The organism is Sanguibacter inulinus, assembly GCF_013415325.1.
In the GTDB taxonomy this organism is placed as follows: domain Bacteria; phylum Actinomycetota; class Actinomycetes; order Actinomycetales; family Cellulomonadaceae; genus Sanguibacter; species Sanguibacter inulinus.
On record NZ_JACBYE010000005.1, the window covers coordinates 101,739 to 125,719 of the forward strand.

The following is a 23,981-nucleotide window of genomic DNA, read 5'->3' on the forward strand; positions in this document are numbered from 1 at the left end:
CCCGGGACAGGCGTCAGGGACGCCTGGCGTACGAGGTCTGCGGCAGCGTGTGCGCCAGGACCACCGCGGTCTCGACGGCCTCGTCGTGCGTCAGCCTGTGCTCGGTCACGAGCCTGCTGAGGAACCCGGCGTCGATGCGGCGGGAGAGGTCGTGCCGAGCCGGGATCGAGACGTAGGCCCGGGTGTCGTCCACGAAGCCCGAGGTGTTCCAGAAGCCCGCTGTCTCGGTCGCGGTCTCGCGGAACCTGCGCATCCCCTCGGGCGAGTCGAGGAACCACCACGGGGCGCCGAGGCGCAGGGACGGGTAGGCGCCGGCGAGCGGCGCGAGCTCGCGGCTGTAGACGGTCTCGTCGACGGTGAAGAGGATCGCGCGGAAGCCGGGGTGCGTGCCGAAGGCCTGCAGCATCGGCCGCAGAGCACGGGTGTACTCCGTGGCGACGGGGATGTCGAAGCCCTTGTCCTGACCGTGCGCCTGGTAGACGGCGTCGTGGTGGTCGCGCAGGACCCCGGGGTGGATCTGCATGACCAGCCCGTCCTCGGCGGCCATCGCGGCCATCTGGAAGAGCATGTGGGCGGCGAAGGCCTGCACCTCTGCGGGCTCGACGGCGCCCTCGAGCGCGCGGGCGTAGATCTCGGCGGCGACGGTGTCGGAGAGCGGTGTGGTGTCGGCGCTCAGGTGCCCGTGGTCGCTGGCCAGCGCGCCTGCGGCGACGAAGGCCTCACGGCGCTGGCGCAGGGCGGCGAGGTAGCCGGCGTAGTGCCCGGTGTCGATCCCGGAGACCGTGCCGAGCTCGTCGATGTCTGCGCGCCAGGTCGGGCGGTCCAGGTAGACGACGGCGTCGGGACGGAAGGTCGGGACCACCCGGTCCCCCAGGCCTTCTGCCGCGAGCCGGGCGTGGTGCTCGAGCGTGCTCGTCGCGGCGTCGGTCGTCGCGATGAGCTCGATGCCGAACCTGTCGAGCAGCTGGCGCGGTCGGAAGTCGGGCTCGGCGAGGCGCGCGGCGATCGTGTCGAAGATCGTGTCTGCCGTGGCCGCCGAGGGCACCTGGTCGATCCCGAAGACCTCGACGAGCTCGTGCTCGAGCCAGTACCTGGAGGGTGTCCCCCTGTAGAGGTGCCAGCCCGCGCAGAACCTGCGGAAGATCTCCCGGCTGTCGGTCTCGACAGGGCCGCCGTCGACCCGCGGGACGCCCAGGGACTCAGGGGCTGCCCCCTGCGAGACGAGCATGCGGGTGACGTAGTGGTCGGGGACCACGAGCAGCTGGGCCGGGTCGGCGAAGGGCAGGTTGTCTGCGAAGGCCTCGACCTCGACGTGGCCGTGCATCGAGATGATCGGGAGGGAACGGGTCTCCGCGTAGATCTGCCGGGCGACGTCGCGCTGGCGCGGGTCTGTCGGGAGCGCCCTGTCGGGGTGGAGCGTGAGCGGTGCTGGTGCTGCGGTGCTGCTCTGGGGCATCTGGGCTTGGGGTGTCATAGAACGTCCTCGGTCCGCGACTCGTAGGTCTGCACTCATGGGCATCTGTCGATGCACACGTTTGCATCCTGCTGGTCGAAGGGCGCTCTTCCCCGGGACGAAAGTCCGCCTCAGGTGGTTCTAGGCGGACTTTCGTGCCTCAGGTCAGCTCTTCACGTAGTCGGCTAGGTGCTCCCCGGTGAGTGTCGACCGCTGGGCGACGAGGTCGGCGGGGGTTCCTTCGAAGACGACCCTGCCGCCGTCGTGACCGGCTCCCGGTCCGAGGTCGATGATCCAGTCGGCGTGCGCCATGACGGCCTGGTGGTGCTCGACCACGATGACCGACCTCCCGGAGTCGACGAGCCTGTCCAGGAGCCCGAGGAGCTGTTCGACGTCGGCGAGGTGCAGGCCCGTCGTCGGCTCGTCGAGCACGTAGACGTCGCCCTTCTCGGCCATGTGCGTGGCGAGCTTGAGACGCTGGCGCTCACCACCCGAGAGCGTGGTCAGCGGCTGCCCGAGACGCAGGTACCCGAGCCCGACGTCGACCAGACGGACCAGGATCGCGTGCGCGGCAGGGGTGCGCGCCTCCCCCGCGCCGAAGAACTGCTCGGCCTCGGCGACGGACATCGCGAGCACCTCGGAGATGTCGCGTCCGCCGAGGTGGTACTCGAGGACCGAGGCCTGGAACCGCTTCCCCTCGCAGACCTCGCAGGGTGACGCGACGCTCGCCATGACGCCGAGGTCGGTGTAGATGACACCGGCGCCGTTGCACACCGGGCACGCGCCCTCGGAGTTGGCGCTGAACAGCGCAGGCTTGACGCCGTTCGTCTTGGCGAAGGCCTTGCGGATCGGCTCGAGGAGCCCTGTGTAGGTGGCCGGGTTGCTCCGGCGGGACCCGCGGATCGCGGTCTGGTCGATCGAGACCACGCCGGCGCCCGCGGGGATCGAGCCGTGCACGAGAGAGCTCTTGCCCGACCCGGCGACGCCGGTGAGGACGACGAGGACACCGAGCGGGATGTCGACGTCGACGTCGCGGAGGTTGTTCGCGCTCGCGCCGCGGATCTCGATCGCGCCGCGGTGCGGGCGGACCGTCTCCTTGACGCGCGACCTGTCGTCGAGGTGCCGTCCGGTGAGGGTGTCGCTCTCGCGCAGACCGTCGACGGTGCCCTCGTAGCAGATCTGGCCGCCGGCGGTCCCTGCGCCGGGACCGAGGTCGACCACGTGGTCCGCGATGGTGATCATCTCAGGCTTGTGCTCGACCACCAGGACGGTGTTGCCCTTGTCCCGCAGCTGGAGCAGGAGGCGGTTCATCCGCTGGATGTCGTGCGGGTGCAGCCCGATCGTCGGCTCGTCGAAGACGTAGGTGACGTCGGTGAGCGACGACCCGAGGTGGCGGATCATCTTGGTGCGCTGGGCCTCTCCCCCGGACAGCGTCCCGGCGGGCCGGTCGAGCGACAGGTACCCGAGACCGATCTCGACGAAGGAGTTGAGGGTGTCGCGCAGCGCGTCGAGCAGCGGTGTCATCGACGGCTCGTGGAGCTCCCGGACCCAGGTCGCGAGGTCGCTGATCTGCATCGAGCACGCCTCGGCGATGTTCAGCCCGGCGACCTTGGACGACCGCGCCCCCTCGTTGAGGCGGGTGCCGTCGCAGTCCGGGCAGGTGGTGAAGGTGACCGCACGGTCGACGAAGGCACGGATGTGCGGCTGCATCGCCTCGCGGTCCTTGGACAAGAACGACTTCTGCACCTTGGGGATCAGGCCCTCGTAGGTCATGTTGATGTCGCCGACCTTGACCTTGACGGGCTCCTTGTAGAGGAAGTCCGCCCGTTCCTTCTTCGTGTAGTCGCGGATCGCCTTGTCGGGGTCGAGGAAGCCTGAGCCCGTGAAGATCTTGACCCCCCAGCCGTCGGCCGTGTAGCCGGGGATGGTCAGCGCCCCCTCGTTGAGCGACTTCGAGTCGTCGAAGAGCTGGGTGAGGTCGATGTCGTTGACTGTCCCCATGCCTTCGCACCGGGGGCACATGCCTCCGGTGATGCTGAAGCTGCGCCGCTCCTTGACGGTCGACCCGCCACGCTCGATGGTCACGGCGCCGGCGCCGCTGATCGAGGCGACGTTGAAGGAGAAGGCCTGGGGCGAGCCGACGTGGGGCTGGCCCAGCCGGCTGAACACGATGCGGAGCATGGCGTTGACGTCCGTCGCGGTCCCGACCGTCGAGCGCGAGTTCGCGCCCATGCGCTCCTGGTCGACGATGATCGCGGTGGTCAGCCCTTCGAGCAGGTCGACGTCGGGTCGGGCCTGGCTGGGCATGAACCCCTGGAGGAACGCGCTGTACGTCTCGTTGATCATCCGCTGCGACTCGGCGGCGATCGTGGCGAAGACCAGCGAGCTCTTCCCTGACCCTGACACCCCTGTGAAGACCGACAACCGGCGCTTGGGCAGGTCGAGGCTCACGTCCTGCAGGTTGTTCTCGCGGGCACCCCGGACCCTGATGAGGTCGTGGGTGTCAGCCGCGTGCGGCTGCGTGCCGGGGGCGGTCCCTGTCGTCGTGCTCGTGGCCATCGTGTCCCTGTCTGTGGAGTGGATCGGCGGTGCCTCGGGCGGCCGCGGCGGCTGTGGCGCTCCGCTGGCGTACCCGACGGACGCCCGCTGGGTGGTCTCTCGGTGCTCGCCAGGTTCGAGCGTGCTGACCAGGTCCGAGCGATGCGCCGGACCCTGACTGAGAAGTATGTCTGATTGTGCCCCCAGGCGGAACACCCGTCGTGAGGGCTGTGCATCGGGCCAGGTCAGTCTCGTCAGGAGTGCTCCGACGGTGCTGGTGAGGTGCCGGTGAGGTGCCGGTGCGGCACCGACCCTCAGCCGAGCTGGTTGATGCGGATGAGGTTGCCTGCGGGGTCACGGAAGGCGCAGTCGCGGACCCCGTAGGGCTGGTCGGTCGGCTCCTGGACCACCTCGGCGCCGCTGGCCTGGACCTGGGCGAAGGCCGCGTCCATGTCGGAGGAGGCGAGCACGAGGTGCCCGAAGGTCCCCTTCGCCATCATCTCGGTGATCGTGCGGCGCTCGTCGTCGGTGATGCCCGGGTCCGCGGCTGGTGGGGTCAGGACGACCGAGGTCTCCGGCTGCCCGGGAGGGCCGACGGTGAGCCACCGCATGCCGCCGTAGCCGACGTCGTTGCGCAGCTCGAAACCGAGGGCGTCGCGGTAGAAGGCCAGGGCCGCGTCGGCATCGTCGTGGTTGAGGAAGGTCCAGTGGATGATGAGGTCCATGCGGCTCACGCTAGGTCTGCCGCGACGGTCGGTGCTTCTCGATTCCTGACGGGTCGGGTGATCTGCTTGGCGATGCACGGTGGGAGCTCGCCGGCGACCAGGCCCGCCGCAGATGCCGCCCGCTTCCTGTAGGCGCTCGGGGGCATGCCCACGAGCTCGGTGAACCGGGTGCTGAAGGTCCCCAGGGACGAGCTGCCGACGGCGAAGCAGACGTCGGTCACGCTCATCTCCCCGCGCCGCAGCAGGGCCATCGCCCGCTCGATCCGCCGGGTCATGAGGTAGGAGTAGGGCGACTCCCCGTAGGCCGCGCGGAACTGGCGGCTGAGATGACCTGCCGACATGCTCGCGCCACGTGCCAGCGCCTCGACGTCGAGGGGCTGGGCGTAGTCGCGGTCGATCCTGTCGCGCACCCGCCGCAGCCGCGCCAGGTCGCGCAGCTGGTCTTCGCCCGATGCCCTGGCTGTCACGGCACCGATCGTGCCACGTCCGAGGTGGCGGCGGGAAGGACCGGTCCGTCAGGCTCCGCGGCAGATCGCGTCGATCGCCGAGACGGTGACCTGCGGGTCGTGAGGCTCGGTGTCGAGAGCCTGGTGGATGGTCAGCCCTTCGATCAGGGCGTCGAGCTGGCGCGAGACGTCCGGGGTGAAGTGCCGCTCGAGCGCCGAGCGGCTGCGGCGCATCCACTCGCGCGTGATGCTCCGGTACCTCGCGTCCCGGGCGGCCAGCGTGTAGAGCTCGTGGGTCAGCACCAGCTCGCGCGGCGACTGCGCCAGGTCGTCGAGGACGAGCGTCGCGACGGCCTGCTTCGCCTCGTCGACGGTGGTCGCGGCCACGAGCCGAGCCTCGAAGCGGGTCGCGACAGACAGCGAGAAGCGCGTGAACGCCTCGTGCAGCAGCTCGTCCATGTCGGTGAAGTGGTAGGTCATCGACCCGAGGGGGACGTCCGCGCGGGCGGCGATGCGCCTCGCCGAGATGCCGGCGACCCCGAGCTCGGCGACGGCCTCGATGGTCACGTCGACGATCCGGTCTCGTCGTGTGGGGTCGAATCGCCTGGCCATCGGGCCATCCTCTCAGACCCGCCCTCGCAGCCACGACCCCGACGGTACGCTCGTACACATGCACAGCACCCCCGTCGGCACCCGCCCGCCGTTCAGCCCCGAGCTCCGCCGTCGACGGACGGCCGTCTTCGTGTTCATGCTCGTCGTCGGCGTCTCGATGGCCTCCTGGGTCGTCCGCACCCCGGCCGTGCGCGACCTGCTCGACGCCTCGACCGGGCAGATGGGCCTCGTGCTCTTCGGGCTCTCGGTCGGCTCGATGACGGGTGTCCTGTCCTCTGCCTCCGTCGTCAGGGCGCACGGCGCCCGGCGGACCATCGCGATCGGGGGCACCAGCCTCGTCGTGGGGCTCGCGCTCGTGGGCATCGCGTCAGGCCTGGGTCTCACGGCGGGCGTCTTCGTCGGCCTCGCCCTCGTCGGCGGTGGCGTGGGGATGTCCGAGATCGCGATCAACATCGAGGGTGCCGACATCGAGAACGCCTCGGGCCGGTCTGTCCTGCCGATGCTGCACGGGTGCTACAGCCTCGGCACGGTGGTCGGGGCCACCGTCGGCATCGGTCTCACCGCTGTCGACTTCCCGGTCGTCTGGCACCTCACCGCGATCGCTGTGGCAGGCGCCGCGGCCGCCCTGTGGGCCGTTCCGACCGTACCGGCCACGACGGGGCTCGCCCGCAAGGGCACAGAAGCCTCGTCCACCTGGCGTGAGCAGCTCTCCGTCTGGAAGCAGAGCCGCATCCTCATGCTCGGGCTGATCGTCCTCGCCCTCGCCCTCGCCGAGGGCTCGGCGAGCGACTGGCTGCCGCTGCTCATGGTCGACGGCCACGGCATGTCCGAGACCCTCGGGTCCGTCATCTTCACGGGTTTCGCGGCCGCCATGACCATCGGCCGGTTCTCGGGCGAGCCGCTGCTCGCCCGCTTCGGCAACGTCGCGGTCCTGCGCGTCAGCGCCCTCGTCTCGGCCGCCGGCATCGCCCTCGTGGTGTTCGCCGACAACGTGGTCGTCGCAGGCTGCGCCGTGATCCTCTGGGGCCTCGGTGCCGCGCTCGGGTTCCCCGTGACGCTCTCGGCCGCAGGCGACAGCGACGACCCGACCTCCTCGGTCGCCGCCGTCGCGACGGCCGGTTACGTCGCCTTCCTGGTCGGCCCACCCCTGCTCGGCTTCCTCGGAGAGCACTACGGGCTCCGTGGGGCGATGGTCGTCGTGCTCGTCGTCGTGGCCCTCGCCTCGCTGCTCACGTCGGCCGCGAGGCCTCGGGGCCGGGCGACGTCGGACGGGGCGCCGGTGCCTCCCGGAGCGGCCGTCGCCTCTGCCGAGACCGGAGACTCGCCCGGCTGAGGGCGAGGTCGCGGGTGGTGCCCAGAGCCCTTCCCGGCCCCCGCCACCATGTGTACGGTAGTACCCATGACTCGTGACGACGCGACCCCGGACAGCGCACTCCCTGAGATCGGCATCATGCTCCCCCGGGACCTCCCGGCCCACCAGATCCTCGACTTCGCCCGCGCCGCAGACGACGCAGGCTTCGACGAGCTCTGGGTCGTCGAAGACCTCGGGTTCCGCGGCGGGATCGCGCAGGCCTCGGCCGCGCTCGCGGTCACCTCACGCATCCGGGTCGGGGTCGGGATCCTGCCAGCCTCGGCGCGCAACGTCGCCTTCACGGCGATGGAGGCAGCGACGCTCGTCGACCTCTTCGGGGACCGCCTGCACCTCGGGATCGGGCACGGCATGCCTGCGTGGATGCAGAGCGTGGGCGCCTGGCCCGAGAGCATCCTCACCTCCTTCGAGGAGCACGTCACCGCGCTGCGCGGTCTGCTGTCCGGCGAGTCGGTGAGCGTCGACGGACGCTACGTGCACCTGGACGCCGTGCAGCTCGAGGGTGGGCCGCGGACGGCGCCGCCGATCCTCGCCGGGGTCCGTGGTCCGCGTTCCCTCGCGCTCGCCGGACGGGTGGCCGACGGGACCGTGCTCGCCGAGCCGTCGGCACCCGAGTACATCGCCCAGGCCCGCCAGCAGATCGGCACGGCTGAGCACCGCGTCGTCGCGTACAACGCAGCCGCTGTCGACGTCGACGCCCACGCTGCTCGTCAGGCGGTCCGTCCAGGGCTCGAGTGGATCGGCGAGCCGGGCTGGGAAGCCCACCTGCGGCCGTTGCCCTTCGCCGACGAGATCGTCGCGCTGCGGGCTCGCTCCGCCTCCCGGGCAGACTTCGTCGCCGCGCTCCCCGACGCGTGGGTCGACGCCCTGACGGTCAGCGGGACCAGGGACGACGCCAGGGCGTCGCTCGCCCGGATGCGTGCGGCGGGGGCTGACTGCGTGGTCCTGCAGCCCGTCGGGGACGACCCTGTCCAGGCACTGGGCTCGCTCGCTAGCATCCTCTAGGCGTCGACCCGTACGCGGGCTCGCCGCACCGATCACCCGACCGTACGAAGGACTGCACCGTGGCACTCCACATCCCCGGCCTCCCACCGCTCTCCTGGGCGCCTCTCGAGGGCGACGCCCACATCGACGACGACGGCACCCTCGTCCTGACCGCCGCGGCGGGTGTCGACTGGAGCAACGACCCGACCGGAGGACCGCAGCAGCACCGAGCGGCCGCGCTCGGCTTCCAGCCGACCGGCGACCTCACGCTCTCGGCGAGGGTCCGGGTCGACGCGCCCCGGTCGACCTTCGACGCCGGTGCGCTGTGCCTGTGGATCGACGCCGACCACTGGGCAAAGCTCTGCTTCGAGCGGTCGCCGCAGGGCGACGTGATGGTCGTCAGCGTCGTGACCGACGGATACTCCGACGACTGCAACTCCGTGCTGGTCACCGGTGGTGAGGTCTACCTGCGGCTCAGCCGTGTCGGCGAGGCCTGGGCCTTCCACTCCTCGGTCGACGGGACGAGGTGGGACTTCGTCCGCGTGTTCCGCATCGGCTCGACGCAGGTCCCGACTGTCGGGTTCTTGTCCCAGGCCCCGATGGGTGAGCGGTGCGTCGCGCGCTTCGACGAGATCGTCTACAGGGAAGACAGGCTCGCCGACCTGCGCGACGGCAGCTGACGATGGCGGCGCAGGTCTTCGAGGGGAGGCGGTCGACCGGCCGAGCGGTCTCCGCGCTGAGTCGGAGGCGCGCGGTCGGAGCGGTGGTCGGGCGGCTCGAGGGATCGGCCGTGTGCCGCTGAGATCAGCCTCGTGCCGCAGAGGTCAGCCCTGTGCCGGGTGGCTCAGCCGTTCTCGGCTGGCGACCAGGCGGCGTCCGCGTCCCGCAGATACCGCCCGAGCGTGCCCAGCGCGCCCGGGACGAGCGCGTAGTACGACCACACGCTGCGCTTCTCGCGAGTCAGCAGGCCGGCCTCGACGAGGATCTTCAGGTGGTGGGACACCGTCGGCTGGCTGAGCCCGAGCGGCTCGGTGAGGTCGACGACAGTCGCCTCTCCCCCGTCGTGAGCGGCGACGAGCGAGAGCAGCCGGAGCCTGCTCGGGTCGGAGAGGGCCTTGAAAGACCGTGCGAGAGCGGACTCGCCGCTGCTTTCGGTCATGGGTCAGCGTCTCCTGGGTGGTGCGGGGTGGGCGCTCCATCGTACGCAGTGCCTGACCAGCGTCCGGACGCTGGCCACCTCTGCTCAGGCGGGTTCCAGGCAATTCTGGTCGCGCGAGAGCTGTGGACGGAGGTGTCCTTACACAGGGGGCCGACTCGTCGTGGTCCCGGAGGGCCCGACCACAGCAGGGTCGACCGCATGACACACGACGACGCACGTCCCATCCACGACACCGGCTACGACGCACGGCTCCCTGCGACCCAGAGCACCGATCTGCTGACCCGGCCGAGGCCAGAGGTTCCCTGCCAGCCGGGGACGACGCTGATCACCGGGAGAGAGGTCCTCGACCACCTGGTCGGTCTGGTCGGACCGCGACTGTCCTCGTCACCGGTGCTGTGGTTCACCTTCCTCGACGGGGCGCGGCAGGTCGTCCCTCTCGCGATCCCCTTCGACGGCCTCCCCGGGCTGCCCTCGTCGGGACCCGTCGCCGAGATCGTCGACGTCGTCTCGACGGTCCTCGCCCAGCACCCCGACGGTCTGATAGTCCTGGTCGCGATCAGCCGACCCTCGGGTGGTGGGCTCGGAGCCTTCGAGAAGCGGTGGGCGAGGGCCCTGTGGAAGGTCGCAGACGACGCCGGCTGGACGGTCGACCTCATGGCCGCGGTCGGGAGCGACCGCGCCGTGCCGCTCGACCGGGCGAGCTGCGACCGATGACGAGCGGTCGGTCGGCACCATGAGCTGGGACTCTGCCTGAGCGGATGCTGCGATCGAGCCGGCGCTGCGCCGGGCCGATACCGTGACCGTGCTGCCGCTGCCGGGTCGATACCGTGACCGTGCTGGCGCTGCCGGGTCGATACCGTGACCGTGCCGATGCTGTGACCGGTGCGACTCGCTCCCAGCATGCGAGAGCGACCGCAGGCACGGTACAGTGGTTCGGTTCTGAGACCTGAGTGCCAGGCGGGCGCGAGTCGCGCGACGCCGCACCAGGAGCCCAGGCCCGCACGCTGACCTCGGCGTCGTCCTGGTCTCTCCCCCACCGGCTCGCAGCCTCGCTGCTGCACAGTCTGCTGGTTCACGAGACCTTCACGCGCGTCAGGAACATCTCGACCACACGACCCGTTCTACTCAGCAGGACACCCGCCCGGACGCACGCTGACCCGTCAGCTGCACGACCGGGACCGCAGACATCTGGAGGACACATGGCAGACCGCTCGCTGCGCGGCATGAGCATCGGCGCCAAGAGCATGGAATCTGACGAGGGCGTCGACTTCGCCCCGCGGTTCCAGGCCCACTACGACTGCCCGAACGGGCACACCATCATCCTCCCGTTCTCGACCGAGGCTGAGGTCCCGGTCGTCTGGGAGTGCCGGTGCGGCGAAGAGGCTCTGCTCCGCGACGCCGACAGGCCCGAGGCGAAGTCCGGCAAGCCGCCGCGCACCCACTGGGACATGCTGCTCGAGCGTCGCTCGATGAAGGAGCTCGAGGAGCTCCTCGACGAGCGTCTCGCACTGCTGCGCGCTGGCAAGCTCCGCCGCAGCGCCTGAGCACCAGGCACCCGCCGAGGTCGGCAGCGTCGATCGAGAGCAGTCGTCGAGAGCGCTGGCCCGCAGCACCGCACGACGAAGGCCGCACCGTCACGACATGTGAGGGTGCGGCCTTCGTCGTCCCCGGACCCTGCCGCAGCCGGGCATGATAGTCACATGACCACGCTCGAGCGCCTCACCTCAGACCTGACCACCGCCATGAAGGCCCGTGACACGTTCACGACGGGCACCCTCCGCCAGATCATCGGAGCCGTCCGGACGGCTGAGAAGTCGGGTTCTGTGGCACGGGAGTTCTCCGACGAGGAGGTGCAGGCCGTCCTCACCTCGGAGGTCAAGAAGCGCCGCGAGAGCGCGCAGATCTTCGCCGACGCCAAGGCTGACGACCGCGCCGCCAACGAGACTGCCGAGGCCGACCTCATCGAGGGCTACCTGCCCGCCTCGCTCTCCGCCGAGCAGGTCGACGCCCTCGTGGCCGACGCCATCACGTCGACCGGGGCGAGCGGCCCCAAGGACATGGGCACAGTCATGAAGGCCGTGCAGGCGGCCGCAGCCGGGCTCGGCCGTGTCGACGGCAAGGCCCTGTCGCAGAAGGTGCGCGCAGCCCTCACGAGCTGACGGCGCACGTCCCGGCGGCGTCCCGCACTAACGCCGCCGGGAGACGCGGCGTAGGCGGTCGTCTCACCTGCCGCCACGCCTCACCTGCTGCGTCGGCGTCCGGTGACGAGCCCGCGGAGCTGCTGCGCGCGGTGCGCGACACCCCACACGGTGACCTTCAGCAGTGCTTCCTGGACGATCCCGCGGCTCATCTTCGACTCCCCCGCCGTCCGTTCGACGAAGGTGATGGGCACCTCGACGACGCGGCCGCCGGCTTGGGCGACCCGCCACGCCATGTCGACCTGGAAGCAGTACCCCTGCGACGCGACGGAGCCGAGGTCGAGTCCTCGCAGGGTCTCGGCCCTGTAGGCGCGGAAGCCGCCTGTGGCGTCGCCGAGGCGGAGCCCGAGCGCAACCCTCACGTAGGTGTTGCCGCCGCGAGAGAGCACCTCGCGGTGCCGCGGCCAGTTGACGACCGACCCGCCCGGCACCCAGCGTGACCCGAGCACCAGGGCAGGGTGCGGCTGGGCGGACGACGCCGCGAGCAGCCGTGGGAGGTCTTCGGGGCGGTGCGACCCGTCGGCGTCCATCTCGCAGACGACGTCGTACCCGCGTTCGAGGCCCCAGCGGAACCCGGCGATGTACGCGGTCCCGAGTCCTTGCTTGCCCTGCCTGTGCAGGACGTGGACGGCACCGAGCGACCCCTCGGACGTGAGGTCGGCCGCCGCGATGTCGGCCGTGCGCTGCGCTGCGAGGGCCTCGGCGATGTCCCCTGTCCCGTCGGGGCTCGCGTCGTCGACGACGAGCACGTCGACGCCGGGTGCGTGCTCGCGGATCCCTGCGAGGAGCGTGGGAACCGTGAGTGCTTCGTCGTACGTGGGGACGACCACGAGGACGCGGTCTACCTGCGGATCCATCCTGCTCCCTGCTCGCCGTGCCGGCTCTCGGTCGTGCTCGGTGACGCTCCCGAGGCCGTGCGCGCTGTGCGCACCCCCAGGACTGTAGCCGGGGGTGCGCCCTCGCGCGCCCGCCGGCCGCGAGTCGTCCCTGTCACTACTTCTTCGGAGCCGAGCGGCCTGCGGACGGGCGAGACCGCGGAGCTCCTCGGCCGGTGACCTCGGCGGCCCGCTCGCGGCGGCGCTGGGCACCGGCACCGACCGCGGCCACGAGGAGTGCCAGCGTCGCGGCGAGCACGACCCACGGGACCGCAGGACCGATGGCGACGGCGGGCGTCGTCGAGGTCCGCAGAGCGACGTCCTCGATCATCTGCTCGTGGGTGAACAGACCCGTGCGCGAGACGATCGTCCCGTTCGGGGCGATCACGGCGCTGACTCCGACGGTCGAGATCTGGACTGTCGCGCGGCCCGTCTCCATCGCCCGGATCTGGGACATGGCGAGCTGCTGGGTGGACTCGGCCGTGGGGCCGAAGCTCGCGTTGTTGGTCTGCACGACGAGCATCTCGGCGCCGGCTGCCACGGAGTCGCGCACGAGGCCGTCGTAGGCGATCTCGAAGCAGATGACGTCGCCGATCGAGACCGTACGGCCCAACCGCTCGGAGTCGAGGTCGACCACGCCGACCTCAGTCCCGGCGATCATGTCGTTCGTCACGAGGTCGACGGCCGACGAGAACGGCCGGACGAGCTCACGGATCGGGATGTACTCGGCGAAGGGCGCCGGGTGCTGCTTGGCGTACCTGTCGACGACGCCGACCCCGGGCTCCCAGAGCAGCCCGACGTTGTACCGGCCGCCGCTCTCGGGGAACTCCTGCGCGCCGACGAGGATGGGTGCTCCGACAGCCGCGGCCGCGTCGTCGATGTCGCGCGCGGCCTCGGCGTCGACCTGGGGGTCGTAGTCGCTGCCGTTCTCGGGCCAGAGCACGATGTCCAGGTCGCCCTGGTCGACCGAGTCGAGCAGCGAGTACGTCCCGTCGACGTGGTTGGTGAGCACCTCTCGGCGGTTCTCGAAGGCGTCTAGGCCGGGCTTGGACACGTTGCCCTGGACGGCGCCGACGGCGAGCGTGCCGGACTCTGCCTGCGTGCCGAGAGGCACCGCGAGGCCGACCGCGAGGATCGCGACGGCGGCGATCAGCGACGCCCCGACAGTGATGAGCTGGACGCGGAGCATGGCGAGCACGGCGACGGCGAGCAGCGCACCGGCCGCCGCGACGGCGAAGGAGACGAGCGGCGCCCCGGCCACCCAGGCCAGCCTGCCGAGGGCCGACTCGGCCTGGGAGAAGGCGAGCCGACCCCACGGGAACCCTCCGAAGGGCACCGCCGACCGGGCGACCTCCCCCGCGACGAACAGAGTCGAGAACGAGAGCACCTGCAGCAGGACGCTCCGCCCGATGCGCGGGACGCGCCGCACCCACGTCCACACGAGCATGACCACCCCGACGAAGAGCGCCTCGAGGACGCTCAGCGCGATCCAGGGGACGTCACCGACCGCGTACTGCGCCCACTGGATGTGCCTGAGGAAGAAGGTGACCCCCCACACCACCCCGAGCAGGGCGTTCCACCACGGTGCGTCGCGGTTCCCGGCGAGGAACAGCATCGCGACGCCGACGGGTGCGAGCACCCAGATGCCGGTGTCGGGGAAGGCGAGATCCGTGACCAGGCCACCGGCGGCGGCGAGGAGGAGGGCGAGCAGGCGGGGTACAGGTCGGGCGGGCACCCGTGCAGGGTACGTCACCGAGGTGGGGACAGGCTGGTGGTCGCCTGTGGTGGGCGGGCGGCCCGCGCGTCCTTCGGGCCGACGTCCGAGGACGTCGTTTTCTACTGGACGCGCGGACCCACCCAGAACTGCGACGACGTCGCCGGTCTGGTGCCCGCAGAGAGAGGTTCTGACCCCTGGACGCCGGAGCGCCGCGCTCGCGCACCAGACGAACCTACTCGTCCCCCTCGGAGTCGTGTCAAGGGTGGATTCACGAGCCCTTCACGCCTCAGGCCCAGACCCAGACCCAGCGTCAGCCTCACCCTGCGACCGAAGGCCCAGACCCAGCCCCAGCCTCAGCCGAGGGTGTCGTAGATGGCCCGCCCGGCACGCAGCGTCATGACGCAGGTCGGGGTGGCTGCGGGATCGGTGAGGTCCGGCAGCAGCGGGGTACCCGACCGTGCGTCCGTGCTCCAGGACGACAGCCCGGCGGCCTCGGACTGCACGGTGACCTGCTCGGCCCGCCAGACCGCCAGGTGCGCGGGCGCGCCGACCCGGATCTCACCGGCGCCGGTGTGGTCGAGCCCCGCCAGGCGCCAGCCGCCGCGCGTCGACGAACGGAACGCGGCCCGCGCGGAGATGCGCTGGTCGGCGGTGTGGTGGAACACGGCTGCACGGACTGCCGCCCAGGGATGCAGCGGCGTGACGGGCGCGTCAGAGCCGAAGGCCGTCGGGATGCCCGCCGACGCGATCGCGGCGAGGCGGTTCATGCCCGCCGCCCGCTCGTTGCCCAGGCGTGCCTCGTAGAGGCCTCCAGGGCCTCCCCAGGCGGCGTCGAAGCCCGGTTGCATGCTCAGACCCACACCGAGGGGAACGAGGGCCTGCAGGGCCGCGTCGTCGAGGAGCAGCGCGTGCTCGAGCCTGTGCCCGATCTTGCGCATGGCGCTGCGCGCCGTCTCGGCAGCCGCCGCGAGCCCGGCGAGCGCCGTGTCCATCGCGAGGTCGCCGATGACGTGGAAGCCGGCCTGGAGACCCGCCTCGGTCACGGCGAGCACGTGGTCGCGCACCTGGTCGGCGTCGAGGGAGAGCGCACCGGCGTGCCCGGGCGCGTCGGCGTACGGGGCCCGGAGCGCGGCCGTGCGCGCACCGATCGACCCGTCGACGTTGAGGTCACCTGCCAGACCTCGCAGGCCGGGGATCTGGCTCGCGATCTCCCGAGCCTCGTCGGCCGTGCGGCACAGCTCACCGCGATATCCGATGACGAGCGGCAGGCCTGAGTCGTCTGACGCCGTGAGCGCCAGGAGCGAGGCGAGGCCCTCGCGGGTGTCCAGGCCTGGTGCGCTGTTCTCGTGCACGCTGACCACACCCCTGGCCGCGGCTGCACGCAGGCCCGCCTCGACGAGCCTGTCCCGGGCCTGCGGTGACAGCGCTCGCGCGACACCTCGCGCTGCGACGTGCGCCTCCCCAGTGACGAAGCCGTCCTCACGCCAGCCGGGCAGACCGCGCAGCCCGGCCTCGTCGGCGAGCCTGCTGGAGACGACAGCGCAGTGCACGTCGGCCCGCGACGCGTACACGGCTGCGCCGCCGGTCATGGTGTCGATCTCGGCGGCCGTGGGCGGACGGGAGTCGTCCCACTGGCTCTCGTCCCAGCCGTGGGCGAGCAGCGGACCGTCGGCCGCTGAGTGCGACCGGCTGCGCTCGGCGATCGCCTCGAGGGCCGCGGCGCGGGACGTCACGGCGCTGAGGTCGACCCCTGCCCGCGCGAGCGCCTCTTCGACGACGTGCACGTGCGCGTCGACGAAGCCGGGTGCCACGAGCGCCCCGTCGAGCTCGATCACCCTGTCGGCCCGGGCTGCCAGGCCGTCGGCGGTGTCGTTCGCGCCGATCCAGGTCACCACCCCGTCGTCGACGAGGATCGCCTCGGCGAAGGGGTCTGCCGGAGAGTGGATGATGCCGCCACGGAGCACGATGGAAGTCACGACGAACCACGATAGGCCACCTGTGGGCTCAGGTGATCCACCGGGGGCGCAGACACCGCCTGCGCCCCCGGGCGACGCGCGCGCCCACCGGTCACACGCTCGAGTACGCCACCACCCCGCGCCGGATCGCGTCGATCGCCTTGTTCGCCGTCACCCTCACGTGGTCCTGAGGCGAGGCCTTGGTCAGCTGGCCGAGGACGTCGATGATCTGCTTGCACCACCTGACGAAGTCGCCGGCAGCCAGGTCGGTCCCCTTGAGCACCACGTCGAGGCTGCGTCCCGACGCCCACCTGTGCACGGCCTCGACCAGACCCATGTCGAGGGGTCCGGTGGCCTCGAGCCTGTGGGCGTCCTCGAGGTCGTCGAGCGCCGACCAGATGCGCACCGTCGAGTCGAGGGCCAGCGCCAGGCGACCGTCGGGCCCGCCGGGGACATGCGGCTCGTCCTCGCGGTCGTCGCGGCGCGCCGAGTACACGACTGTCGAGACCGCCGCCGCCAGCCCTGCAGGGTCGAGGTCGTCCCAGACCCCTCGGCGCAGGCACTCGGCGAGCAGCAGGTCGCTCTCGGCGTAGAGCCGCTTGAGGCTCTCCCCCGCCCGGGTGACCACGAGCGCGCCGTGCTCGTCGCGCTCCAGGTACTCCAGGGTGCGCAGCACGTCGCAGATGCGGTCGAAGACCTTGGCGATCGAGCCGGTCCGCCCCTCGATGCGTCGCAGCAGGGCCTTGTGCTCCTTGTCGAGGGACTCCCAGCGCAACGCCCAGCGCGCGTGCGTCTCGCGGTCGGGGCACGAGTGGCAGGGGTGCGCACGGAGCGCCGCCTGGAGCCGGGCGAGCTCTGCGTCGTCACCGGCACCACGGCGTGTCGAGCGCCGACCGGGAACCTGCCCGTCGGCGGTGTCCGCGAAGGCCCCCAGACGGGTGTTCATCGACGAGACGAGGTCCCGCCGCGACCCGGGGTTGCGCGCGTTGAAGGACTTCGGGATCCGCACCTCGCCGACCACCCGCAACCCCTGCGGCACGTCGGCGACCGTGAGCTTCTTGACCTGCCTGTCCGTGCTGAGGATCGTCGGGCGCGGACCGTCGAAGCCACCGTCCGCCCCGGGGTCGAGCACGAGGGCGTAGCCCGCGCGGCGACCCGACGGGATCTCGACGAGGTCGCCCCGCTGCAAGGCCTCCAGCGCCCGGACCACCTCGCTGCGTCGCTCGTTGGTCGCCCGCTTCGACAGCTCGGTCTCTCGCGCGGACAGCGCCTTGCGCAGCCGCATGTACTCCCGGAAGTCTCCCTGCTCGCACAGCATCGCCTCGGCGTACCCGTCGAGTGCCTCCGAGCTCGCGGCAGCCTGCTTCGCCAGCCCCACGACACCGCGGTCCGCCTGGAACTGCGCGAAGGACGTCTCGAGGATCTCGCGGGCGCGCTCGCGGCCCACCTGGGACACGAGGTTGACGGCCATGTTGTACGTCGGGGCGAAGCTCGACTTGAGCGGGTAGAGCCGCTTGGAGGCGAGCCCTGCGAGGACGACGGGGTCGAGACCGGGGTGGTCGACGACGATCGCGTGACCCTCCACGTCGATGCCGCGTCGCCCGGCACGTCCGGTGAGCTGGGTGTACTCCCCCGGCGTGAGGTCGACGTGGGAGGACCCGTCCCACTTGACGAGCTTCTCGAGGACCACAGAGCGCGCCGGCATGTTGATGCCGAGGGCGAGGGTCTCGGTCGCGAAGACGATCTTGACCAGACCGGCGCTGAAGAGCTCTTCGACGGTCTCCTTGAACAGCGGGAGCATGCCGGCGTGGTGCGCGGCGATCCCACGGGTCAGGGCGTCGAGCCAGCCCCAGTACCCGAGGACGGCGAGGTCCTCGGAGGGGATGTTCGCGCAGCGGGCCTCGACGATCCCGCGGATGGTGAGCTCTTGCTCGGGGGTGGTCAGGCGCAGCCCGGAACCGACGCACTGCGCGACGGCTCCTTCGCAGCCCGCGCGGGAGAAGATGAAGTAGATGGCCGGGAGCAGCCGGGCACGGTCGAGCTCGTCGACCACGGTGAACCGTGCCGGTCCGCGTCGTCCGGTGGTCCCTGCGGAGCCGCGCGCGCTGTCCTTGCCCCGCGCGCCGGGTCCGCCCTGACCGCGGGCGCTGCGGTACCCGCGGCCCCGGCCGCCGCCTCCGCGGAAGGAGTCGCCCTGGCGCATGAGGGCGAGCAGGTCGGGGTTGATCGGCGGGTTGGGGCCCGGGGCCGTCGGGTCGACGGTGTGCGCGTAGAGGTCGAAGAGCCCACCAGGGGCGGCACCGCGCCGGGCGGCCACGACGTGCTGGCTCAGGGGGACGGGCCTGTGCTCGCTCACCACGACTGTCGTGTCGCCGCGGACCATCTCGAGCCAGTCGCCGAACTCTTCGGCGTTCGAGACCGTCGCCGACAGCGACACGAGCTGGACGTCGGCGGCGAGGTGGATGATGACCTCTTCCCAGACCGAACCGCGGAACCTGTCGGCGAGGTAGTGCACCTCGTCCATGACCACGAAGCCGAGGTTGTCGAGGGTCGGCGATCCCGCGTAGAGCATGTTGCGCAGCACCTCGGTCGTCATGATGACGACGGGTGCCTCACCGTTGATGGTGGTGTCACCGGTCAGCAGACCGACCTTGTCGGCTCCGTAGCGGGCGACGAGGTCGGCGTACTTCTGGTTGCTGAGCGCCTTGATGGGGGTCGTGTAGAACGCCTTGCGACCACCGGTGACGGCGAGGTGGATCGCGAACTCTCCGACGATCGTCTTGCCGGCGCCTGTGGGGGCTGCGACCAGCACACCGTGGCCGCGCTCGAGCGCTGCGCAGGCCTCGAGCTGGAAGTCGTCGAGCTCGAAGTCGAGGGTCTGACGGAAGGCGGTGACCTCGCGGGACTCGAGCTCGGCCCGCTGGCGGTACTGCTGGTAGCGCTCGGCGGGGCTCGGCCCGCTCGAGGTGGACCGGGTGCTGGTCTGCGGGGTGGGTGCGGACCTGCGGCGTCGTGAAGGGGGTGCCATGCGTCCAGCCTAGGACGCTGTCGGCGGGTCCGCGGTCTGGAGGCCGGCGGCGGCAGGCTTCCCTGACGTGTTGTCTCGGTCTGCTCCTCAGGCCAGCACGCGCAGCGCCCCGGGGTGCACCTGGGCGCGCAGCGGCACGGGCCCGACGACCTCGCCGTCGGCGAAGGCCACCGGGGGCACGCGGCCGTCGCCGCTGGCCTCGATGACGACGCTCGTCGTGCGGACCACGTGCACGGCCGGGTGGCTCAGGTGGGTGCCCCTGTACAGCCGGGGGAAGAGCCTCAGGATGCCGCGGCGCGAGAGCTCGGTCGCGTAGACGACGTCGAGGAGCCCGTCGTCGACAGCGGCGTCGGGGGCGATGCGCAGCCCGCCGCCGATCTGGGAGGAGCTGGCCACGGCGACGAGTGTCCCGCGGAAGGTCTGCGTCCCGGCGTCGGTCGTGAGCCTGTACCCGTAGGGCGAGAACCCGGCGAGGCAGGCGAAGACCGCCCGCACGTAGCGGCCGTGGCCCGAGGGCCAGCTGTAGGTGTTGGCGCGGGCGTTGACGTCGGCGTCGAGCCCGAGGGACAGGACCCCTGCGTACCAGCGGCCACCCCAGGCGTCGTCGCCGTGGGCGGGGTCGTGCGGCCGACCACCTGGCACGACGGCTTCGACGTGCACGGCGTCGACGGCTCGCGCTGGCCGCTCGAGGGCGGCGACGACCTGGGCTACCGACGCGGTGACGTCGTGGACAGGGAGCCCGAGGACCTGCGCGAAGTCGTTGCCCGACCCCGTGGCCACGACGGCGAGCGGTGTGGGTGTCTCGACCGTCGCGTTGACGCCGAGGTGCACCATGCCGTCTCCCCCGACGACGACGAGCGCATCGAGCCCGTCGAGGGCCGCTGCGCGGGCACGGGCGACGGCGTCGGCGACCGAGGCTCCCGAGACGTCGAGGACCTCGATACCGGCTCGGGTGAGGAGCTGTGAGGCCAGCAGCCCGGCCTCGCGTCCGCGGCCGTGCCCCGCGGTCGGGTTGACGACGAGGCCGACGGTGCGGCGGGCCGGGGGCCGGTCACCATCGCCCGTCGAGGCTCTGGCGACCGGCCCGCCTCGTGCGGGGGTCGTGGTCACAGGTGCACGGTCAGACGTCGTACGCGTCGATCTCGGCGTCGCGCTCAGCCGTGCGCTTGTCGACCGCGCGGTCTCGCAGGACGCAGACCCCGAGGGCCGCGAAGTACAAGATCACGATGGGCAGCGCCACGAGGATCATGGTGAGCGCGTCGGGGGTCGGGGTCATGACGGCGGCGAAGGTGAAGGCGATGACGATGGCCCACCGCCACCCCCTCGCCCAGGTCTCGGCCCGGACCAGACCCGCGAAGGTCAGGGCGACCATGACGACGGGCAGCACGAAGGCCAGGCCGAAGGCGAGCAGCAGCCGCATGACAAAGCTCAGGTACGTCTGCGCGTCCTGGAAGTTCGTCGCACCCTCGGGGAGGAAGTCGGTGAGGATCTTCACGGCGTGCGGCAGGATCATCCAGGCCATGAAGGCGCCGGCGAGGAAGAGCGGGACCGCCGAGCCGAGGAAGCCGAAGGTGTAGCGCTTCTCCTTGCTGGTCAGTCCCGGGGTGATGAAGGACCACAGCTGGAACAGCCACCACGGGCTGGTGATGATCACGCCGATGAACAGCGAGATCTTGATCTTCATGTCGAGGGCCGTGGCCATGCCGCCGAAGTTGATGTTGATCGGCTGGTTGAGGCGCGCGGCAGCGTCGAGAAGAGGCTCTTGCAGCAGGTTGAACACAGGGTCGTACAAGAACCAGCCGCCGACGGCGCCGACGACGATGCCGAGGGCGGCGAGGAAGAGTCGCCGGCGGAGCTCGAGGAGATGGCCGCGCAGGGGCATCTTGCCCTTCGCGGCCAGCTTCTCGGCGCGCTCCTCAGACCGGCGGGAGCCTTGCGCCACGCTCACGCCTGCGGCGGGGTGGTGCTCCCGGACGGTGTCCGCGGCGGGTTGGCGGTGACGTCCACGGGGGTGACAGGGGGTGTGGCTGCGCCCTGCTCAGGGGTGACGACCTGGACCGTGGGCGCGGGCTTGTCGTCGTCCTCGGTCAGCTCCTTCATCTCCTTCTTGAAGATCTTCAGGGACTGGCCGACGCTCTTGGCGAGGTCAGGGAGCTTCTTCGCCCCGAAGAGCAGCACGATGATGATGAGCAAGATGAGCAGGTGCGTGGGCTTGACAGCGTTCCCAAACATGGGTGCCTCCTGGTGTGGGCGTGGTCGTTCCATCGTAGATCCGGTGACGCACTGCGAAGGGTACCTGCCCGAAGTATCTGCCTGGTGCAGGCGCTTCTTCGTCGAAGCGCTTCACCCAGTCTGCACCACGCGAGGCCCGCGCTCAATGCCGCTGGCACATCGTCAGAGGTCGATGGTGCGCCACGTCTCGTAGCGGTCCGCGTCTGCGGCGTAGCGTGCGCGGCGCCGGCTGCGACGCCGCGCACGGCGGTCCGCGACGAGCTCGGCGAGGTCGTGGCGGGCGGCCGCGTCGGCGAAGACGTCGACGCCTCGCGGCTCTGGCCCGACGGGGACGCCCTCGAGGGCCTCGACCCGTTCGGCGAACCTCTCGAGGGTGGACAGGGCCTCACCGCCTGTACGTGCCGTGCGGCGCAGGCGCCGCCAGAGGGAGCGCGCGAGCAGGACCGCACCCGCGAGGGCGGCGACCACGAGGACGAACCAGATCCAGAACCACATGCGAGCCAGCCTAGGCCCCGACGGGGGGCTGCACGTCCTGAGCGGCCCCGTCTGCCCTGCCAGCACTGTCGAGGTCGTCGGCACCGGCAGCACCCTCGGCGCGGGCTGCGCGCTGCGTACCGTCAGCGCCCTCGCCACGCTCTGCACTCTCGTCCCCGTGCAACCCCAGCGCCTCGTACTCCGCGAGAGCCAGGCGTGCGGCGACCGCGACGTCTTCGCGGACCTCGTCGGGCCCGACCGCGATGAGCCGCGGGGCATTGCGCAGGAGGAAGAGGCGCAACCACGACGGGTTCGCGACGCGCAGCGTCACGGCGAAGCGGGTCTCGTCGATGTTCGTCACGGACTCGACGGGGACCTGCTCGGCGATCCACCGCGCCTGGGCCGAGAGCACGAGCTCGACGACGGTGTCTCCTGCGGGCCTGTAGGCGCGGGTCCCCTCGGACCGGCCGGCGGTGTGCGTGACAGGTTCGTCGACCACCTCGGCCGCGAGGATCCTGTCGGTGCGGAAGGTCCGCTCCCCCTGTGCGTCCAGGCACCACGCGTGCAGGTACGTCACGTCGTCCGAGGGGACCAGGCGGAAGGGCTCGACGACACGTCGGGTCGTCACGTCTGAGGCGTCGACGTAGTCGATCCGGAGCCTGCGGCCCGTGGTCGTGGCAGACCGGATCGCCGCGAGGACCTCCTGCGACGCGTCGACCGTCACGCGGACGTCGAGCGCAGACGCCGCGTCCCCCGTGGCGACGGTCAGCTTGGTCAGGGCCGACTCGACCACCCGCGCCTGCTCGTCGTCGCCCGAGGCCGACACGGCCTCGCGCAGCGCCCGGAGCGCGGCGATGAGGGCGATGCCCTCCCGGGTGCCTAGCCGCAGCGGGCGGGTCATGCCGCGGGCCTCGGTGAGGTGCACGACGCCGCGGTCGTAGGAGTCGGCGTCGAAGTCGATGAGGTCGTCCGGCCAGTAGCCCGGGGTCCCCGACACCCACAGGGTGTCGACGTCGGCGAGGATCTGCTTCGCGGTGACACCGAAGTGCCGCGCGAGCTCGTCCACGGGGACGGGGCCCGAGGCCTCGAGGAAGGAGACCAGACCGACGAGGCGCACGAAGCGCTCTGTCGCCCGCTCAGCCACGGTGCGCTCCTTCGGTCGGTCCGGTGAGTCTGGTCGCGGCGAGCAGCCGGTCGATCACGGCGGCGCGCACGTCCGGGGGGTCGAGCACGACGACAGCGTCACCGTACCCGGCGACCTCGTCCGCGATCGTCCTCACCGACGTGAAGTCCACCACGACGACGTCCCGGCCTGGCACCGCACCACCGGTCTCGTCGCCGTGGACCCGCGCACGGGCACGCAGCGCACCGGCCCGCTCGGGCCGCAGCGCGAGGACGGCCGAGCGCAGCGGCGCCGGGCGACGCAACCCGATGAGCGCGTCGGCGTCGAGGTCTGCGGGGATGTCGAAGGCCCCGGCTGGTCCGGTGGCCCGCACCTGTCCCTCCACCCGGGTCAGCTTGAAGGCGCGTGCGGCGCGCCGGTCCTGGTCGTGCCCGAGGAGGTACCAGCCGCCGTCGCGGACGACCACGCGCCACGGCTCGACAGTCCGCCGCAGTACCTGTCCCGTGCTCGCGGCCCTGTAGGTGAAGGTGACCGCGCGACGCTCGACGACGGCGTCGAGCAGGGTCTCGTAGGCGTCGGAGACAGAGCGGACCTGCGGGGCCAGACCCGCCACGGCGTCGGCGGCCTCACCGAGCTCGGCCGACTCCCCCGCCGACCGCAACTTCGTCAGTGCCCGTGTCGTGTCCACGGCGACCGCGCTGTCCTGCCAGAACTGGGCGGCGAGCGAGAGCACACCGAGCTCGGCCGGGGTGAGGTCGACCTCCTCGAGGGCGTACGCGTCCTTGTCGATCCTGTACCCCACGTCCTGCGCGTGCCCGCCCGAGTCGACCGTGACGATCGGGACGCCGAGGGCACGCAGGGAGTCCTTGTCACGCTCGAACATCCGCTCGAAGGCCTCGGTCGTCGCCGCCTCGTCGTAGCCCGCCACGGATGCGCGGACGTCGTCCTTGGTCATGCGCAACGGCGTGTTCATGAGCGCGATGACGAGGTTCAGGAGTCGGGCAGCAGGTGGGGTGGTCGCAGGCACGCCCCTACGCTAGCGCCCGCCACGCGCGCGCAACGCCCGACACGAGACGGCCGTGGTGGGTGAGGA

The 23,981-nt window shown here is 71.3% G+C and carries 22 protein-coding genes; 6 read left to right on the forward strand and 16 right to left on the reverse strand.

The features are described from left to right. Positions 1-13: 13 nt before the first annotated feature. The 5 genes from uxaC to HZZ10_RS03675 all read right to left on the reverse strand — a co-directional run bounded on the left by uxaC (position 14) and on the right by HZZ10_RS03675 (position 5,774). Positions 14-1,474: a glucuronate isomerase gene (gene uxaC, locus HZZ10_RS03655; protein WP_228086965.1), complete on the reverse strand. Its 1,461-nt coding sequence runs from the start codon at positions 1,472-1,474 to the stop codon at positions 14-16. 144 nt (positions 1,475-1,618) lie between these two features. Beyond that, positions 1,619-4,012: an ATP-binding cassette domain-containing protein gene (locus tag HZZ10_RS03660; protein ID WP_179912448.1), complete on the reverse strand. Its 2,394-nt coding sequence runs from the start codon at positions 4,010-4,012 to the stop codon at positions 1,619-1,621. 293 nt (positions 4,013-4,305) lie between these two features. Continuing rightward, positions 4,306-4,716 (reverse strand): VOC family protein, encoded by a 411-nt coding sequence (locus HZZ10_RS03665; protein WP_056132771.1) that lies wholly within the window; start codon positions 4,714-4,716, stop codon positions 4,306-4,308. 5 nt (positions 4,717-4,721) lie between these two features. After that, complete coding sequence (locus HZZ10_RS03670) at positions 4,722-5,183, reverse strand: helix-turn-helix transcriptional regulator (protein ID WP_179912449.1); 462 nt, start codon at positions 5,181-5,183, stop codon at positions 4,722-4,724. 48 nt (positions 5,184-5,231) lie between these two features. Next, on the reverse strand, positions 5,232-5,774 hold the full coding sequence (locus tag HZZ10_RS03675) for a TetR/AcrR family transcriptional regulator (protein WP_179912450.1): 543 nt from the start codon (positions 5,772-5,774) through the stop codon (positions 5,232-5,234). A 58-nt stretch (positions 5,775-5,832) separates the two neighbouring features. Between HZZ10_RS03675 and HZZ10_RS03680 the strand changes: the two genes are divergently transcribed. The 3 genes from HZZ10_RS03680 (at position 5,833) to HZZ10_RS03690 (ending at position 8,807) form a co-directional block, all read left to right on the forward strand. Next, entirely contained in the window at positions 5,833-7,107 is a 1,275-nt protein-coding gene (locus tag HZZ10_RS03680) for an MFS transporter (protein WP_228086968.1), read from the forward strand. A gap of 66 nt (positions 7,108-7,173) precedes the next feature. Then, on the forward strand, positions 7,174-8,148 hold the full coding sequence (locus HZZ10_RS03685) for an LLM class flavin-dependent oxidoreductase (RefSeq protein WP_179912451.1): 975 nt from the start codon (positions 7,174-7,176) through the stop codon (positions 8,146-8,148). Positions 8,149-8,207: 59 nt separating this feature from the next. Further along, positions 8,208-8,807 carry a DUF1349 domain-containing protein gene (locus tag HZZ10_RS03690; protein WP_179912452.1) on the forward strand — a complete coding sequence of 200 codons (600 nt, stop codon included), beginning with the start codon at positions 8,208-8,210 and terminating at the stop codon, positions 8,805-8,807. A gap of 164 nt (positions 8,808-8,971) precedes the next feature. Here the strand turns inward: HZZ10_RS03690 and HZZ10_RS03695 are convergent, their stop codons facing one another. Next, entirely contained in the window at positions 8,972-9,286 is a 315-nt protein-coding gene (locus HZZ10_RS03695) for an ArsR/SmtB family transcription factor (RefSeq protein WP_056132791.1), read from the reverse strand. Positions 9,287-9,484: 198 nt separating this feature from the next. Between HZZ10_RS03695 and HZZ10_RS03700 the strand changes: the two genes are divergently transcribed. The 3 genes from HZZ10_RS03700 (at position 9,485) to HZZ10_RS03710 (ending at position 11,445) form a co-directional block, all read left to right on the forward strand. Next, positions 9,485-10,000, forward strand: a complete 516-nt coding sequence (locus HZZ10_RS03700) for a hypothetical protein (RefSeq protein WP_179912453.1) — start codon at positions 9,485-9,487, stop codon at positions 9,998-10,000. Between the two features lie 485 nt (positions 10,001-10,485). Beyond that, entirely contained in the window at positions 10,486-10,830 is a 345-nt protein-coding gene (locus tag HZZ10_RS03705) for an RNA polymerase-binding protein RbpA (RefSeq protein ID WP_056132797.1), read from the forward strand. 156 nt (positions 10,831-10,986) lie between these two features. Then, positions 10,987-11,445 carry a GatB/YqeY domain-containing protein gene (locus HZZ10_RS03710; RefSeq protein ID WP_179912454.1) on the forward strand — a complete coding sequence of 153 codons (459 nt, stop codon included), beginning with the start codon at positions 10,987-10,989 and terminating at the stop codon, positions 11,443-11,445. An 80-nt stretch (positions 11,446-11,525) separates the two neighbouring features. Here the strand turns inward: HZZ10_RS03710 and HZZ10_RS03715 are convergent, their stop codons facing one another. The 10 genes from HZZ10_RS03715 to HZZ10_RS03760 form a co-directional block, all read right to left on the reverse strand. Then, positions 11,526-12,341, reverse strand: coding sequence for a polyprenol monophosphomannose synthase (locus HZZ10_RS03715; protein ID WP_056132805.1), 816 nt, complete (start codon positions 12,339-12,341; stop codon positions 11,526-11,528). A gap of 136 nt (positions 12,342-12,477) precedes the next feature. Then, positions 12,478-14,094 (reverse strand): apolipoprotein N-acyltransferase, encoded by a 1,617-nt coding sequence (gene lnt, locus HZZ10_RS03720; protein WP_179912455.1) that lies wholly within the window; start codon positions 14,092-14,094, stop codon positions 12,478-12,480. Between the two features lie 335 nt (positions 14,095-14,429). Next, positions 14,430-16,052 carry an amidohydrolase gene (locus tag HZZ10_RS03725; RefSeq protein WP_179912456.1) on the reverse strand — a complete coding sequence of 541 codons (1,623 nt, stop codon included), beginning with the start codon at positions 16,050-16,052 and terminating at the stop codon, positions 14,430-14,432. A 91-nt stretch (positions 16,053-16,143) separates the two neighbouring features. Continuing rightward, positions 16,144-19,059 carry a DEAD/DEAH box helicase gene (locus HZZ10_RS03730; protein WP_179912457.1) on the reverse strand — a complete coding sequence of 972 codons (2,916 nt, stop codon included), beginning with the start codon at positions 19,057-19,059 and terminating at the stop codon, positions 16,144-16,146. 87 nt (positions 19,060-19,146) lie between these two features. Continuing rightward, entirely contained in the window at positions 19,147-20,169 is a 1,023-nt protein-coding gene (locus HZZ10_RS03735; RefSeq protein ID WP_179912458.1) for a diacylglycerol/lipid kinase family protein, read from the reverse strand. A 10-nt stretch (positions 20,170-20,179) separates the two neighbouring features. Continuing rightward, complete coding sequence (gene tatC / locus HZZ10_RS03740; RefSeq protein WP_056134162.1) at positions 20,180-20,941, reverse strand: twin-arginine translocase subunit TatC; 762 nt, start codon at positions 20,939-20,941, stop codon at positions 20,180-20,182. Positions 20,942-21,003: 62 nt separating this feature from the next. Then, positions 21,004-21,291 (reverse strand): Sec-independent protein translocase subunit TatA, encoded by a 288-nt coding sequence (gene tatA / locus HZZ10_RS03745; protein ID WP_056132815.1) that lies wholly within the window; start codon positions 21,289-21,291, stop codon positions 21,004-21,006. A 162-nt stretch (positions 21,292-21,453) separates the two neighbouring features. Beyond that, complete coding sequence (locus HZZ10_RS03750) at positions 21,454-21,786, reverse strand: hypothetical protein (RefSeq protein WP_179912459.1); 333 nt, start codon at positions 21,784-21,786, stop codon at positions 21,454-21,456. Between the two features lie 10 nt (positions 21,787-21,796). Further along, on the reverse strand, positions 21,797-22,909 hold the full coding sequence (locus tag HZZ10_RS03755) for a helix-turn-helix transcriptional regulator (RefSeq protein WP_308507473.1): 1,113 nt from the start codon (positions 22,907-22,909) through the stop codon (positions 21,797-21,799). Beyond that, positions 22,902-23,915 carry a helix-turn-helix transcriptional regulator gene (locus HZZ10_RS03760; RefSeq protein WP_179912460.1) on the reverse strand — a complete coding sequence of 338 codons (1,014 nt, stop codon included), beginning with the start codon at positions 23,913-23,915 and terminating at the stop codon, positions 22,902-22,904. The genes HZZ10_RS03755 and HZZ10_RS03760 overlap by 8 nt, the downstream gene beginning before the upstream one ends. Between the last annotated feature and the right edge of the window lie 66 nt (positions 23,916-23,981).

Bases quoted from the DNA above. Each gene is read 5' to 3' on its own strand.
- tatC (WP_056134162.1), bottom strand. From the start codon at position 20,941: ATGCCCCTGCGCGGCCATCTCCTCGAGCTCCGCCGGCGACTCTTCCTC.
- HZZ10_RS03750 (WP_179912459.1), bottom strand. From the start codon at position 21,786: ATGTGGTTCTGGATCTGGTTCGTCCTCGTGGTCGCCGCCCTCGCGGGT.
- uxaC (WP_228086965.1), bottom strand. From the start codon at position 1,474: ATGACACCCCAAGCCCAGATGCCCCAGAGCAGCACCGCAGCACCAGCA.
- HZZ10_RS03665 (WP_056132771.1), bottom strand. From the start codon at position 4,716: ATGGACCTCATCATCCACTGGACCTTCCTCAACCACGACGATGCCGAC.
- HZZ10_RS03700 (WP_179912453.1), top strand. From the start codon at position 9,485: ATGACACACGACGACGCACGTCCCATCCACGACACCGGCTACGACGCA.
- HZZ10_RS03660 (WP_179912448.1), bottom strand. From the start codon at position 4,012: ATGGCCACGAGCACGACGACAGGGACCGCCCCCGGCACGCAGCCGCAC.
- tatA (WP_056132815.1), bottom strand. From the start codon at position 21,291: ATGTTTGGGAACGCTGTCAAGCCCACGCACCTGCTCATCTTGCTCATC.
- HZZ10_RS03680 (WP_228086968.1), top strand. From the start codon at position 5,833: ATGCACAGCACCCCCGTCGGCACCCGCCCGCCGTTCAGCCCCGAGCTC.
- HZZ10_RS03685 (WP_179912451.1), top strand. From the start codon at position 7,174: ATGACTCGTGACGACGCGACCCCGGACAGCGCACTCCCTGAGATCGGC.
- HZZ10_RS03705 (WP_056132797.1), top strand. From the start codon at position 10,486: ATGGCAGACCGCTCGCTGCGCGGCATGAGCATCGGCGCCAAGAGCATG.
- HZZ10_RS03730 (WP_179912457.1), bottom strand. From the start codon at position 19,059: ATGGCACCCCCTTCACGACGCCGCAGGTCCGCACCCACCCCGCAGACC.
- HZZ10_RS03715 (WP_056132805.1), bottom strand. From the start codon at position 12,341: ATGGATCCGCAGGTAGACCGCGTCCTCGTGGTCGTCCCCACGTACGAC.
- HZZ10_RS03695 (WP_056132791.1), bottom strand. From the start codon at position 9,286: ATGACCGAAAGCAGCGGCGAGTCCGCTCTCGCACGGTCTTTCAAGGCC.
- HZZ10_RS03710 (WP_179912454.1), top strand. From the start codon at position 10,987: ATGACCACGCTCGAGCGCCTCACCTCAGACCTGACCACCGCCATGAAG.
- HZZ10_RS03675 (WP_179912450.1), bottom strand. From the start codon at position 5,774: ATGGCCAGGCGATTCGACCCCACACGACGAGACCGGATCGTCGACGTG.